This is a genomic window from Streptomyces sp. NPDC002133 (genome assembly GCF_040296405.1).
GTDB lineage: Bacteria > Actinomycetota > Actinomycetes > Streptomycetales > Streptomycetaceae > Streptomyces.
This window is the reverse complement of sequence record NZ_JBEOXF010000019.1, coordinates 13,381-26,100: the sequence shown is the minus strand read 5'-3', so window position 1 is coordinate 26,100 and position 12,720 is coordinate 13,381. Positions and strand designations below refer to the sequence as shown.

General features: G+C 71.6%; 13 protein-coding genes and 1 riboswitch. Of the genes, 6 read left to right on the top strand and 7 right to left on the bottom strand.

All coding sequences use genetic code 11. The features are described from left to right. Positions 1–30: 30 nt before the first annotated feature. Both ABT078_RS19745 and trpS read right to left on the bottom strand, forming a co-directional pair. On the bottom strand, positions 31–633 hold the full coding sequence (locus ABT078_RS19745) for a 2'-5' RNA ligase family protein (RefSeq protein WP_351229367.1): 603 nt from the start codon (positions 631–633) through the stop codon (positions 31–33). Between the two features lie 80 nt (positions 634–713). Next, positions 714–1,727 carry a tryptophan--tRNA ligase gene (gene trpS / locus ABT078_RS19740; protein ID WP_351229365.1) on the bottom strand — a complete coding sequence of 338 codons (1,014 nt, stop codon included), beginning with the start codon at positions 1,725–1,727 and terminating at the stop codon, positions 714–716. Between the two features lie 74 nt (positions 1,728–1,801). Between trpS and ABT078_RS19735 the strand changes: the two genes are divergently transcribed. From ABT078_RS19735 to ABT078_RS19725, 3 genes are all read left to right on the top strand, one after another. After that, positions 1,802–2,449: an RNA polymerase sigma factor gene (locus ABT078_RS19735; RefSeq protein WP_351229363.1), complete on the top strand. Its 648-nt coding sequence runs from the start codon at positions 1,802–1,804 to the stop codon at positions 2,447–2,449. Next, positions 2,442–3,227, top strand: coding sequence for a hypothetical protein (locus tag ABT078_RS19730; protein ID WP_351229362.1), 786 nt, complete (start codon positions 2,442–2,444; stop codon positions 3,225–3,227). Before ABT078_RS19735 ends, ABT078_RS19730 begins: the two co-directional genes overlap by 8 nt. 151 nt (positions 3,228–3,378) lie before the next feature. Next, positions 3,379–4,044, top strand: a complete 666-nt coding sequence (locus ABT078_RS19725) for a hypothetical protein (RefSeq protein WP_351229360.1) — start codon at positions 3,379–3,381, stop codon at positions 4,042–4,044. On the opposite strand, the gene glyA is transcribed toward ABT078_RS19725, so the two are convergent. Beyond that, complete coding sequence (gene glyA / locus ABT078_RS19720; protein WP_351229358.1) at positions 4,041–5,336, bottom strand: serine hydroxymethyltransferase; 1,296 nt, start codon at positions 5,334–5,336, stop codon at positions 4,041–4,043. The genes ABT078_RS19725 and glyA overlap by 4 nt on opposite strands. 91 nt (positions 5,337–5,427) lie before the next feature. Further along, a riboswitch (ZMP/ZTP riboswitch) is annotated at positions 5,428–5,518 on the bottom strand. Between the two features lie 209 nt (positions 5,519–5,727). Between glyA and rocD the strand changes: the two genes are divergently transcribed. Then, positions 5,728–6,936 carry an ornithine--oxo-acid transaminase gene (rocD, locus tag ABT078_RS19715; protein ID WP_351229356.1) on the top strand — a complete coding sequence of 403 codons (1,209 nt, stop codon included), beginning with the start codon at positions 5,728–5,730 and terminating at the stop codon, positions 6,934–6,936. Between the two features lie 166 nt (positions 6,937–7,102). Here rocD and ABT078_RS19710 read toward each other — a convergent pair whose 3' ends face one another. Continuing rightward, complete coding sequence (locus ABT078_RS19710) at positions 7,103–8,284, bottom strand: glutathionylspermidine synthase family protein (RefSeq protein WP_351229354.1); 1,182 nt, start codon at positions 8,282–8,284, stop codon at positions 7,103–7,105. A gap of 20 nt (positions 8,285–8,304) precedes the next feature. Next, positions 8,305–8,589, bottom strand: coding sequence for a hypothetical protein (locus ABT078_RS19705; RefSeq protein ID WP_351229535.1), 285 nt, complete (start codon positions 8,587–8,589; stop codon positions 8,305–8,307). Positions 8,590–8,710: 121 nt separating this feature from the next. Between ABT078_RS19705 and ABT078_RS19700 the strand changes: the two genes are divergently transcribed. Next, entirely contained in the window at positions 8,711–9,616 is a 906-nt protein-coding gene (locus ABT078_RS19700) for a DMT family protein (protein ID WP_351229352.1), read from the top strand. A gap of 31 nt (positions 9,617–9,647) precedes the next feature. Here the strand turns inward: ABT078_RS19700 and pdxR are convergent, their stop codons facing one another. Then, positions 9,648–11,072 (bottom strand): MocR-like pyridoxine biosynthesis transcription factor PdxR, encoded by a 1,425-nt coding sequence (pdxR, locus tag ABT078_RS19695; RefSeq protein WP_351229350.1) that lies wholly within the window; start codon positions 11,070–11,072, stop codon positions 9,648–9,650. Positions 11,073–11,119: 47 nt separating this feature from the next. On the opposite strand from pdxR, the gene ABT078_RS19690 reads away from it, so the two are divergent. Continuing rightward, positions 11,120–11,611: a carboxymuconolactone decarboxylase family protein gene (locus ABT078_RS19690; RefSeq protein WP_351229348.1), complete on the top strand. Its 492-nt coding sequence runs from the start codon at positions 11,120–11,122 to the stop codon at positions 11,609–11,611. 125 nt (positions 11,612–11,736) lie between these two features. Here the strand turns inward: ABT078_RS19690 and ABT078_RS19685 are convergent, their stop codons facing one another. Beyond that, complete coding sequence (locus tag ABT078_RS19685) at positions 11,737–12,699, bottom strand: ABC transporter substrate-binding protein (RefSeq protein WP_351229346.1); 963 nt, start codon at positions 12,697–12,699, stop codon at positions 11,737–11,739. Between the last annotated feature and the right edge of the window lie 21 nt (positions 12,700–12,720).

Genomic DNA, 12,720 nt, shown 5'->3' with positions numbered 1-12,720 from the left:
CGGGGTGCCGGGCGATCGGGGCCCGGAGGACTAACCGGGGGTGACCGGCGTGGCGGCCGGGGCCTCCACCGACGTGGCCTGCGCGGGCACGTTGGAGGACAGGGCCGCGCCGCTGCCGAAGGCGAACACCCTGTGCTTGCGCCACACGGCGTCCGCGCCCTGCTCGTACAGCGCGAACGACGTGCACGTCCACGCCGCCTCGTAGTCGGCCAGCTCCTCGTACGCCCGGTCCATCGCCTCCTCGGCGATCCCGTGCGCCACGGTCACATGCGGGTGGTAGGGGAACTGCAGCTCCCGGACCAGCGGCCCCGAGGCGTCCCGGACCCGCTGCAGGAGCTGCGCACAGGCCGAGGCGCCCTCGACGACCTTGACGTAGACGACGGGCGAGAGGGGCCGGAAGGTGCCGGTGCCGGCCAGCCGCATCGGGAACGGCCTGCTCGCGGCCGCGACCCGGGTGAGGTGCGCCTCCACGGACGGCAGGGCGGACGCCTCGGCCTCCGTGGGCGGGAGCAGGGTGATGTGCGTGGGGATGCCGTGCGCGGCGGGATCCCCGAAGCCCGCGCGCCGCTCCTGGAGCAGGCTGCCGTAGGGCTCCGGGACCGCGATCGAAACGCCGAGCGTTACGGTCCCCACGTCGTTCTCCTCATTCGTCGGACGGTCGGTGCAGCGCCAGTGTGACCGCTGCACCGCTCCTGTGGCCAGGGTCCTTGGACTCAGTGCTTGGCGGGCAGGAGGCCCACCCGGTCGTAGGTCCGCGCGAGGGTCTCGGCGGCGACCGCACGGGCCTTCTCCGCACCCTTGGCGAGGATGGAGTCCAGCGTCTCCGGGTCGTCCAGGTACTCCTGCGTACGGGCCCGGAAGGGTGTGACGAAGTCCACCATGACCTCGGCGAGGTCGGTCTTCAGCGCACCGTAGCCCTTGCCCTCGTACTTCTGCTCCAGTTCCGCGATTGCCGTACCGGTGAGGGTGGAGTAGATCGTGAGCAGGTTGCTGACGCCCGGCTTCTCGTCCTCGTCGAAACGGATGACCGTGTCGGTGTCGGTGACCGCGCTCTTGACCTTCTTCGCGCTGACCTTCGGGTCGTCGAGCAGGTTGATCAGGCCCTTGGGGTTGGCCGTCGACTTGCTCATCTTGGCGGACGGGTCCTGGAGGTCGCAGATCTTCGCCGTCTCCTTGAGGATGTACGGCTTGGGGATCGTGAAGGTGTCGCCGTACCGGCCGTTGAAACGCTCCGCGAGGTCGCGGGTCAGCTCGATGTGCTGGCGCTGGTCCCCGCCGACCGGGACCTCGTTCGCCTGGTACAGCAGAATGTCCGCGACCTGCAGGATCGGGTACGTGAAGAGGCCGACGGTGGCGCGGTCGGAGCCCTGCTTGGCGGACTTGTCCTTGAACTGGGTCATACGGGAGGCCTCGCCGAAGCCGGTGAGGCAGTTCATGACCCAGCCGAGCTGGGCGTGCTCCGGGACATGGCTCTGGACGAACAGGGTGCAGCGCTCGGGGTCGAGGCCCGCGGCGAGCAGCTGGGCGGCGGCGAGGCGGGTGTTGGCCCGCAGCTCGGCCGGGTCCTGGGGGACCGTGATCGCGTGCAGGTCCACCACCATGTAGAAGGCGTCGTGGGACTCCTGCAGCGCGACCCACTGGCGAACCGCGCCGAGGTAGTTGCCGAGATGGAACGAGCCCGCGGTGGGCTGGATTCCGGAGAGCACGCGAGGACTGTCAGAGGCCATGTCCCACATTCTCTCAGGTGCCGCGGACAGGACGGGAACCGATCGCCGGTGGGCGGTGTATCAAGAGTGTGGGCATGCGGGAGGGGACCCTGGAGGGGGGCCGCACTCTGACCGTCGTCGACGAGGCAGCGGTGATCGCGCGCGTACGTTCCGGGGAGCCCGAGGCGTATGCGGTGTTGGTGCGCGCGTACACACAGGTGGCGTTGCGTGCGGCGGTGGCGTGCGGCGCGGGGGCGGACGCGGAGGACGTGGTGCAGTCCGCGTTCTTCAAGGCCTATCGGTCACTGGGCCGGTTCCGGGACGGCTCGGCGTTCCGTCCCTGGCTGCTGCGGATCGTCGCCAATGAGACGAGGAACACAGTGCGGTCGGCGGTGCGGATGCGGGCCCTCGCCGGGCGGGAGGCGATGCTGCTGGGCGCCGGCGAGCCGCTGATACCGGACTCGGCGGACCCGGCGGCGGCCGCCGTGGCCGAGGAGCGCCGCGGACGGCTGCTGGCCGCTCTGGACGAACTGGGCGAGGAGCAGCGGCAGGTCGTGGTCCACCGCTATCTGCTGGAGCTGGACGAGACGGAGACGGCCCAGGCGCTGGGCTGGCCGCGCGGCACCGTCAAGTCCCGGCTGAACCGCGCGCTGAAGAAGCTGGAGCGGCTGCTGCCGGGCGAGGCTCCGGGCGCGGCCGTGGACGCGGTGGACGGTGTGGGGGGAGGTGAGAAGTGTGGATGACCAAGGGCTTCCGGAGGAGCTGCGGGAGCTGGGACGCCGGCTGCCGGTCCCCGATGTCGACGGCGAGTCGATGGCCGAGCGGGTGCTGGCCCGGATAGTGGCGGAGTCGGTGCCCACGCCGGTGCCGGAGCCGGTGCCCGGCCGGGCGTGTCGCGCCGCGGGCTGGGCCAGGCGGCGGTGGCGGGCGCTGAGCGTCACGCTGTCCGGCGCCCTGGTCGTGCTCGTGCTCACCCCCCCGGTCCGGGCGACGGTCGCGGACTGGTTCGGCTTCGGTGGCGTCGAGGTGCGGTACGCGCCGTCGGCGACACCCCCGCCGCCCGCGACGGTGCCGCGCTGCCGGAACCCGGTGTCCCTGGCGGAGGCCGGGCGCAGGGCGGGATTCGTGCCACAAGGGCCCGGCGCGCTGGGTGAGCCCGACGCGGTGTCGGTGAGCCTGGCGTCCGGCGGGCGCCGGATGGTCAGCCTCTGCTGGTACGAGCCGTCGGGGACGCTCAGGCTCGACGTGTTTGCCGCACGGCTCGACCCCTGGTTCGCCAAACAGGTGCGGGTCCACCCGCAGTGGGTGGAGCTGTCCCGCGGCCGCACGGGACTGTGGTTCGCCGAGCCCCATGTGCTGAGGTTCCCGCTGACCGGCGGCGCCGGGCAGCAGTGGACCGAGTCGCGCCGCACCGCGGGCGCGACGCTGCTGTGGATGTCGGCCGACGAGCGCACCACGCTGCGGCTCGAGGGCGTGGCGGACGCGGACGAGGCGCGGAAGATCGCGGAATCGATGCCCTGAAATCCCCGGCGGGCCGATGGGAACCGGACCGGCTCGGGCGGTGTACCAGGAGTGACGCGGACGGTGCGGACGGTCCGTACCGGGCGTCGACAGGGCAGGGGGAAGCATGCGACCGCTACGACGACTTGCCGCACTGGAGACACTGATCGTCATGTCTCTGGGTGCGGCCCTCTTCCTGGCACCGGCCGCGGTGGCCGGGGGCCCGACCAGCGTGCTGGTCGTCTCCCCGGAGAGCGGCGAGACGGCCGCGCTGTACTACTCCGACCGGGAGTACCAGGCGCTGACGGACCTGCTGGGGCAGGGATCATCGGGCGACACGGACCGGCCGCCGTCCCTCGACTCCATGACGGGAGTGCGGCAGCTCAATGTGACCTGGATGGCGCACGACATCAGTCCCTGGCGGCTGGACCGGATCTATCCGTCGGACGACGGAGGCACGGTCTGGATCCACTCGGCGCTCGGGCTGCCGGCGTCGTACGACGGCCGGTGGCACAAGGCCACGGAGCCGGCCGCGCTGACCGCCCTGCTGAAGAAGCTCGGTGTCATGGGCCGGCGGAGCAGCGAGCACGGCCAGGGCATCCCGCCGCACTCGTCGTGGGAGGGCGACGGCGCGTCGCCGGAGGCGGCACCTCCGGCGACGGCCTCGGCCGCCGGAGGCGCCGACCCCGCCGGCTGGTGGTGGGCGATACCGGGCCTGGCTGCCGGGACGGTCGTGGGCCTGGTACTCCGCCCGCTCGCTGCCCGGCTGCCACGGCCTCCGTTCACCCGCCGCGAGGACCGGGAGCCGGGCCCGCGCGGGCAGCTGCTGGACCTCTAGCGCGCTGCGGCAGAAGGTCGGGCCGGAAGGCCCGGTGCCGGGAAGCCGGACATCAGGTCGGCGACCTCCGCACGGATGGCGGCGAGGACGTCCTCGTCGCCGTCCCTGGCGGCGGTGACACCGCGGGTGATCCAGTCGGCGACGGCCGGCATGTGCTCGGTGCCGAGGCCGCGGGAGGTGAGGGACGGGGTGCCGATGCGGATGCCGGAGGGGTCGAAGGGCTTGCGGGTGTCGTAGGGCACGGTGTTGTAGTTGACGACGATCCCCGCGCGGTCCAGCGCCTTCGCCGCGACCTTGCCCGGGACGTCCTTGGGCGTGAGGTCCATCAGGATCAGATGGTTGTCGGTGCCGCCGGACACCAGGTCGAAGCCGCGGGCGAGCAGCTCCTCCGCGAGGGCCTTGGCGTTGGCGACGACCGTGTGCGCGTAGTCACGGAAGGAGGGCTGGGCCGCCTCGTGCAGGGCGACCGCGATGGCGGCGGTGGTCTGGTTGTGGGGGCCGCCCTGGAGGCCGGGGAAGACCGCCTTGTCGATGGCCTTCGCATGCTCCTCGCGGGACATCAGCATCGCCCCGCGCGGGCCCCGCAGCGTCTTGTGCGTCGTCGTGGAGATCACGTCCGCGTGCGGCACCGGCGAGGGATGCGCGCCGCCCGCGATCAGACCGGCGATGTGCGCGATGTCGGCGACCAGCACGGCTCCGGCCTCGCGGGCGATCTCACCGAAGGCGGCGAAGTCGATGGTGCGGGGAAGCGCCGTGCCGCCGCAGAAGATGACCTTCGGCCGCTCCTTGAGGGCCAGTTCGCGAACCTCGTCGAAGTCGACGAGGCCGTTGTCCTTGCGTACTCCGTACTGCACGCCGCGGAACCACTTGCCGGTCGCGGAAACGCCCCAGCCATGGGTGAGATGGCCGCCCATCGGCAGGGCCATGCCCATCACGGTGTCGCCGGGCTCGGCGAAGGCGAGGTACACGGCGAGGTTGGCAGGGGAGCCGGAGTAGGGCTGGACGTTGGCGTGCTCGACGCCGAAGACGGCCTTCGCGCGGGCGATGGCGAGCAGCTCGATCTGGTCGATGTTCTGCTGGCCCTCGTAGTAGCGGCGCCCGGGATAGCCCTCGCTGTACTTGTTCTGCAGGACGGTGCCGGAGGCTTCGAGGACCGCCCGCGAGGCGTAGTTCTCGCTGGGGATGAGCCGCAGCGTGTCCGCCTGCAGCCGCTCCTCGGCGCCGACGAGTGCGGCCAGCTCGGGGTCGGTGGCGGTGAGCGCGGGATGGTCGTGCTGGGTGGGGAGTGTCATGGCGTCCTCCGGGCAGGCAGTCGGTGTCCCCGAGGTGCCGCCGGGAGTCCCCGCCGAAGGCGGAGACCGGCAGCACCCACGGGAATGTGTCCCTCGGTGCCCAGGCGGGCGGCACCTTGTCGGTTCTGCCGCACACGGCTCCCCCGCGGTCCGTTCCGCGTACGCCAGTCGCCGTGCGTATCGCCCACACTACTCGCGGCGGCGTCGGAGCCCGGCCACGGGTTCCGAAACCGCAGGGAAACGGGAAGGTCTCCGGCGAGCCGCTTCCGAAGCTCAATGTTTCTTCTCGCGGTAGCCGAGCGACGATAGAAAGGGGCACCACCCCGGCTTGGTCCGGGCCTCATCCGGGCCCGGTCCGACCGACCCACGCCGCAGGACGAACGGAGACCCCGTGTCTGCTACGGAGAGAGCGATCGCCTCCGCGGAGGCGCACAGCGCCCACAACTACCACCCGCTGCCCGTCGTGGTCACCTCGGCGGAAGGCGCGTGGATGACGGACGTCGAGGGGCGCCGCTACCTCGACATGCTCGCCGGGTACTCGGCGCTCAACTTCGGCCATGGCAACCGGCGGCTCATCGACGCCGCGAAGGCCCAGCTGGAGCGGGTGACGCTGACGTCCAGGGCGTTCCACCACGACCGGTTCGCCGACTTCTGCACCCAGCTCGCCGAGCTGTGCGGCATGGAGATGGTGCTGCCCATGAACACCGGGGCGGAGGCGGTGGAGACCGCCGTGAAGACCGCCCGCAAGTGGGGGTACAAGGTCAAGGGCGTCCCGCCGGGCCAGGCGAAGATCGTCGTCGCGGCCAACAACTTCCACGGCCGCACGACCACGATCGTCAGCTTCTCCACCGACCCGGAGGCCCGCGCCGACTTCGGTCCGTACACGCCGGGCTTCGAGATCGTCCCGTACGGCGACCTGACCGCCCTGCACCGGGCGTGCAGCGCGAACACGGTGGCCGTGCTGCTGGAGCCGATCCAGGGCGAGGCCGGGGTCCTGGTGCCGCCGGCCGGCTATCTGGCCGGGGTGCGGGAGCTGACCCGCGAGCGGAACGTGCTGTTCATCGCGGACGAGATCCAGTCGGGCCTGGGCCGCACCGGCCGCACCTTCGCCTGTGAGCACGAGGGCGTCGTCCCCGACATGTACATCCTGGGCAAGGCGCTGGGCGGCGGTGTCGTCCCCGTCTCGGCGGTCGTCTCCTCGACCGAGGTGCTCGGGGTCTACCAGCCCGGTGAGCACGGTTCGACGTTCGGCGGCAATCCACTGGCCTGCGCCGTTGCGCTGGAGGTCATCGCGATGCTGCGGACCGGCGAGTTCCAGCAGCGCGCCACCGAGCTGGGCGAGCACCTCCACCACGAGCTGGGCCTGCTGGTCGGCGGCGGGTCCGTGGAAGCGGTGCGCGGGCGCGGGCTGTGGGCCGGGATCGACATCGTCCCGTCGCACGGCACGGGCCGGGAGATCTCCGAGAGTCTGATGGAGCGCGGTGTGCTGGTGAAGGACACGCACGGTTCGACGATCCGGATCGCGCCCCCGCTGGTGATCAGCAAGGAGGACCTGGACTGGGGCCTCGACCAGTTGCGCGCGGTGCTGGCCGGCGAGTGAGCCCGCGGGCGGTGGCCCGGGGCCGCGGGGCCCGGCCCACCGCCCGCGGCAGGACCTGCCGGGCTCGCGTACGAGGGCACGCGGGCCCGGCCTGTCCGGCCGGATCGGCCGGACAGGGCCACCTGGCGACACGGGCCGGGGGCACAGGGCCCGAGCGATCACCTCGCTACAGGATCACGTGCGGCAGGAAGCGCGCGTACTCGTCCGTGACCAGTCCTGCCGACTCACGGATCCCGAGGCCCGCCGCCTCGCCCTCGACGACCCATGCGCCGAGCACGACCCTGTTGCCGTCGAAGTCGGGCAGCGGCGCCAACGCCTGGTAGCAGCAGGCCTCTTCCCGTACCACCGGCTCCGCGCCCGGTTCGTGGACGGTGACGCCCGCACCCTCGCGGCCCAGCAGCGGCTTGGCGACGTAGCCGCCGGTGGCAGCGAGTTCGCGCGGGCCGTCGAGATACGCGGGCAGCAGGTTCGGATGCCCCGGATACAGCTCCCACAGCACCGCGAGCAGCGCCTTGTTGGAGAGCAGCATCTTCCAGGCGGGCTCGATCCAGCAGGTGGTGCCGGTGCCGCCGCCGTTGTCCAGGGTGTCGAGGACGTACGGCCCGAAGCGGTCGGTGGTCAGCCACTCCCACGGGTAGAGCTTGAAGCAGCTGCGGATGAAACGCAGCCGGTCGTCCACGAAGCGCCCCGAGAGCCGGTCCCAGCCGATCCGTTCTACCGACAGCGCCTGGGTGGCGAGTCCGGCCTGCTGAGCGGTCTCACGCAAATATGCGACCGTCATCAGGTCCTCGCCGAGCTCGTCCCCGTCGGAGTGCACGAAGTGCACGGGGCCGGGCGGCAGCAGCGGCGCCTGCCGCTTCCAGGCGTCGACGAGCCGCTCGTGCAGGGAGTTCCACTGGTCGGCGCCGGGGAAGCGTTCCTCCATCCAGAACCACTGCGGGCTGGCCGCCTCCACGAGCGAGGTCGGGGTGTCGGCGTTGTACTCCAGCATCCTGGCCGGCCCGGTGCCGTCGTAGCGCAGGTCGAACCGCCCGTAGAGGGAGGGCAGTTCGTCGCGGCGCCGCCAGGACTCGGCGACCCGTCCGGCCAGTCGACGGTCGCTGATGCCGAGATCGGCGAACCGGTTGTGCTCCACGATGTGCGCGGCCGCGGCCAGACACATCGCGTGCAGTTCCTCGACGACCTCCTCCAGCGCCTCGACCTCGGGCAGCGAGAACTCGTAGTAGGCGCTCTCGTCCCAGTAGGGACGCAGCGAGCCGTCCGGGTATCGGGTGAGCGGATAGACGAGCCCCTGCTCCTCGACGGTCTCCTGCCAGCCGGGGCGCGGTTCAGTGGTGTGACGCTTCATCGGTGTCTACGTGTCCCGGCTCAGCCGCCGCCGCTGCTGGAACCGCCGAAACCGCCGGTGTCCACCGCCGACTTGTCGTAGCTGCCGCCCGAGACCTTGCCGCTGCGCATGCTGCCGCCGTAGTAGTAACGGCCGGACGTGTGCCCGTCGCCGTCGTCGTCGCACTCGTAGTCGGGCAGGACCTCGTACGTCACCGGGTCGATGCACCGCTCGTCCGGCTCCGAGCCGCAGGATGTGAGCGTCGCCGCGAGCACCCCCATCCCACCGAGCACCACTGTGCCCGACCTCAGCCTGCGCCGCGCCATCCTTCCGGCCTCCCCGTCCTTGTACACATCAAGCCAGTCAACGAATCGCCGCACAGACTAGATGGCCCCGCCACCCCGCCGTAAGCCCGGTCCGCCAACCGTCCGCAACTAGAGTCGCTTTGTGTTCTTTGGGATGCTCTGCGCTGTCGTCTCGTCGGTCTGCTACGGCCTGGCCACCGTCTTCCAGGCGGTCGCCGCCCGTGCCGTCGTCGATCCGGCCACGACGTCGGGGGTGGACCCCGCGCTGTTCCTGCGCGCGGTGCGGCAGTGGCGGTATGTCGTCGGGCTCTGCCTGGACGGGGCGGGCTTCGCGCTGCAGATCGTGGCGCTGCGGCTGATCCCGATCTACGCGGTGAGCGCGGCGCTCGCGGCGAGCCTGGCGGTGACGGCGGTGTCCGCGACGCGGGTGCTGTCGGTACGGCTCAGCCGCACCGAGTGGGCCGCGGTCGGCGTGGTCTGCGCGGGCCTCGGGATGCTGGGGCTCGCCGCGGGTCCCGAGGGCCAGGGGTCGGCGCCGCCCGGGCTGAAGTGGGTGCTGCTCGCCACGTCGGTCGCGGTCCTGCTGATCGGCGTGACGGCCGGCCGGCTGCCGGGCCGCGCCCGGGCGCTGGTGCTCGGCCTGGGCGCCGGCATCGGCTTCGGGGTGCCCGAGGTGGCGGTGCGGCTGCTGGACTCGGTGGACTTCACGAACCCGGCGCTCTACGCGCTGCTGCTCGGCGGGGCGGCCGCGTTTCTGCTGCTCACCTCGGCTTTTGCGCGGGGCTCGGTGACCACGGCGACGGCGGGTCTGGTGCTGGCGGAGACCCTCATCCCCTCGGCGGTGGGGGTGATCTGGCTCGGCGACCGTACGCGCGAGGGGCTCGCGTGGCTCGCGATCACGGGGTTCGCGATCTCGGTGGTCGGGGCGCTGGCGCTGGCCCGCTTCGGCGAACTCCCGACACCGGCGGGGGACGCGGGGCCGGGTCCTGGCCCGGGCCCGGCGCCCGAATCCGCCGGAGCGAACGACGGCCCACCGACACGCGGGTAGGCACCTGCGTCCGCCCGCGATGACGCCCCGCTCACGGCAGCACCCTGCACAGCGCATCCAGCGCACCCGACCACGCGCTGTCCGGCGGCGTCCCGTAGCCCACGACGAGGGCGTCGCGATCCGGGGCGGTGGAGGGATGGCGCGAGCTGGAGAGGCCCTCCAGGGCGAGGCCCTGCCGGGCCGCCGCCTGGACGACCGTGCTCTCCGTGCCCGTGGGGAGTTCGAGGACCGCGTGCATCCCGGCCGCGATGCCGCTGACCCGGATGTCCGGGGCACGTTCCGCGAGCGCCTCGACGAGCTGATCGCGGCGGCGCCGGTAGCGCAGCCGCATGCCGCGCACGTGCCGGTCGTACGCGCCCGACGCGATGAACTCCGCGAGCGTCAGCTGGTCCGGCGTCCCCGACGCCCAGTCCGGCTCGCCCTTCGCCTCCGCGACCTCGGCCGCCAGCCCCTCCGGAAGCACCATCCAGCCCAGCCGCAGCCCGGGTGCCAGGGACTTGCTCGCCGTCCCCAGATAGACGACGCGGTCCGGGTCGAGGCACTGCAGCGCACCGACCGGCTGGCGGTCGTAGCGGAACTCCCCGTCGTAGTCGTCCTCCAGGATCAGCCCGCCCGCGCTCCGCGCCCAGTCGACGACGGCGGCCCGCCGGTCGGCGTGGAGCGCGACCCCCATCGGGAACTGGTGCGCGGGCGTGAGCAGCACCGCGCCCACCCCCTCCAGCTTGGGCCCGGCCAGCTCGTCGGTCCGCGTGCCGTGCTCGTCGAAGGGCAGTGCGGGCAGCCTCAGCCCGGCGTCCCTCAGCCGCTGCCAGTGCACGTCGAGCCCGTACGACTCGACCGCCACCTCCCGCACCCGGCGCCGGTGCAGCACGGTCGCGAGCAGCATCAGACCGTGGATGATGCCGGAGCAGACGACGATGCGGTCCGGATCCGCGTACACCCCGCGGGCCCGCGCGAGGTAGTCCGCGAGGACGGTACGCAGCTCGATGCGCCCGCGCGCGTCGCTGTAGCCGAAAGCCTCGTGCGGGGCGACGGTCAGGGCGCGCCGCGCCGCCTTGAGCCATTCGGCGCGCGGGAACGAGCCGAGGTCGGGCGAGCCGGGCATCAGGCTGAACGTGGGCCTCGGGCGCGCGGGAGGCGCCCGCCGGGCGCTGGGCGCCGGTTTGCTCGGGGTGGCACGGCGGGCGACGCGGGTGCCAGAGCCCTGGCGGGCGGTGAGCCAGCCTTCGACGACGAGTTCGGCGTACGCGTCGGCGACGGTGTTACGGGCGAGGCCCAGGTCGGCGGCGAGCGCACGGGACGACGGCAGCCGGGTGCCGGGGGCCAGCCGCCCGGTGCGCACGGCGTCGCGCAGAGCGTCCATGAGGCCCGAGCGCAGTCCGGAGCCGGGCAGCTCGATATGGAGGTCGGCCCCGATGGTCGCCTCGGAAGCAGAAGTGGCCCAGTCGTCCATCATGGAATTGGACCATACCGAGGCTCCACATGGCGCGTACGGTCATATCCATGACGACGAACGACTTCAACCCCGAGCACACCCCCCGCATGGAGTGGGCGAAGCACGCTCCCGAGGTCTACAAGGCCATGGTCAGGCTGGACGCGGCCGCCCGGAAGGGCCTCGACCCGGTGCTGCTGGAGCTGGTCAAGATCCGCGCCTCGCAGCTCAACCACTGTGCCTTCTGCCTCGACATGCACACGAAGGACGCCATCGCGGCGGGCGAGTCGGTGGACCGGATCATCCAGCTGGTCGCGTGGGAGGAGTCGCAGCACTTCTACACGGCGAAGGAGATCGCCGCGCTCGAGCTCACGGACGCGGTGACCGTGCTGACCGACGGATTCGTGCCGGACGAGGTGTACGAGAAGGCCGCGAAGCACTTCGAGGAGGCGGAGCTGGCCCAGCTCGTCGCCGCGATCGCGGTGATCAACACCTGGAACCGCTTCGGCGTCACCCACCGGCTGGTGCCCGGCCACTACACCCCGGGACAGTTCAAGCACTGAGCAGCGGACCGAGCCGGTCGCTGCGCACCTGACGGCGCCGTCCTCGGCCACCGCCTCACACGGGGCGCCCCTGTGGGCCCGGCCTCGGCCGGACCCACAGGGGAACGGGGACTGCAACGGCCCCGTCACTTCTTCGGGAGCCACGCCTTCCAGGTGGACTCGTTCGCCTTCACCCACTTCTCCGCCGCCGCCTCGGGCGACAGCTTCTGGTCCGCGATCATCAGCGCGACCTCGTTCTGCTGCTCGGTCGTCCACGTGAAGTTCTTCAGGAACTCGGCGGCCTCGCCGCCCTCCTTGGCGAAGTCCGCGTTGAAGAACTTCTGCAGCGGGGTGTTCGGGTACGCGCACGCGACCTTCTTCGGGTCGGCGTCGCAGCCCTCCTTGTACTCGGGGAGCTTGACCTCGACGAGGTCGATCTGGGCGTTGAGCCACTGCGGGGTCCACCAGTACGTCAGGAAGGGCTTCTTCTCCTTCGCGTACTTCTTGATCGCCGTGATCTGGGCGGCCTCGGAGCCCGAGTAGTTCGTCATCAGGTTCAGCTTCAGACTGCCGATGATCGCGTCGTCGTTGGTGACGTAGTCGGGCGAGCCCTCCAGGAGCTCGCCCTTGTCGCCGCTCTCCGCGGTTCTGAAGTCCTTGGCGTACTTGTTGAGGTTCTTCCAGTCCGTGACGTCGGGGTGCTGGTCGGCGAAGTACTTCGGTACGAACCAGCCGATGTGCCCGGTGACGCCGAGGTCACCGCCCTCGACGACGGTCTTCTTCGTCTCGACGTACTGCTTCTCCTCCTTCGGGTGGCCCCAGTCCTCCAGGATCGCGTCGATGTCGCCCTTGGACAGCGCGTCCCAGGCCAGCACCTCGCCCATCTGCTGGGTCTTGACGGTGTAACCGAGCTCCTTCTCCAGGATGTGCTGGGCCACGGCCACGTTGGCCTGGGCGCCGACCCACGAGGGGACGGTCAGTTTCACGGTTTTCTTGCCGCCCGCGTCGTTGCTCTTGCCGGTGTCGGCGGCGCCGCAGGCGGTGAGGGAGAGGATGCCGAGGGCGACGGCGACGGCCACGACGGTACGGAGGGGACGAACGGTACTCATGGTGCTCCTGTCAAGAGAGGG

Bases quoted from the DNA above. Each gene is read 5' to 3' on its own strand.
- trpS (WP_351229365.1), bottom strand. From the start codon at position 1,727: ATGGCCTCTGACAGTCCTCGCGTGCTCTCCGGAATCCAGCCCACCGCG.
- ABT078_RS19735 (WP_351229363.1), top strand. From the start codon at position 1,802: ATGCGGGAGGGGACCCTGGAGGGGGGCCGCACTCTGACCGTCGTCGAC.
- ABT078_RS19725 (WP_351229360.1), top strand. From the start codon at position 3,379: ATGTCTCTGGGTGCGGCCCTCTTCCTGGCACCGGCCGCGGTGGCCGGG.
- glyA (WP_351229358.1), bottom strand. From the start codon at position 5,336: ATGACACTCCCCACCCAGCACGACCATCCCGCGCTCACCGCCACCGAC.
- ABT078_RS19710 (WP_351229354.1), bottom strand. From the start codon at position 8,284: ATGAAGCGTCACACCACTGAACCGCGCCCCGGCTGGCAGGAGACCGTC.
- ABT078_RS19705 (WP_351229535.1), bottom strand. From the start codon at position 8,589: ATGGCGCGGCGCAGGCTGAGGTCGGGCACAGTGGTGCTCGGTGGGATG.
- pdxR (WP_351229350.1), bottom strand. From the start codon at position 11,072: ATGATGGACGACTGGGCCACTTCTGCTTCCGAGGCGACCATCGGGGCC.
- ABT078_RS19690 (WP_351229348.1), top strand. From the start codon at position 11,120: ATGACGACGAACGACTTCAACCCCGAGCACACCCCCCGCATGGAGTGG.
- ABT078_RS19685 (WP_351229346.1), bottom strand. From the start codon at position 12,699: ATGAGTACCGTTCGTCCCCTCCGTACCGTCGTGGCCGTCGCCGTCGCC.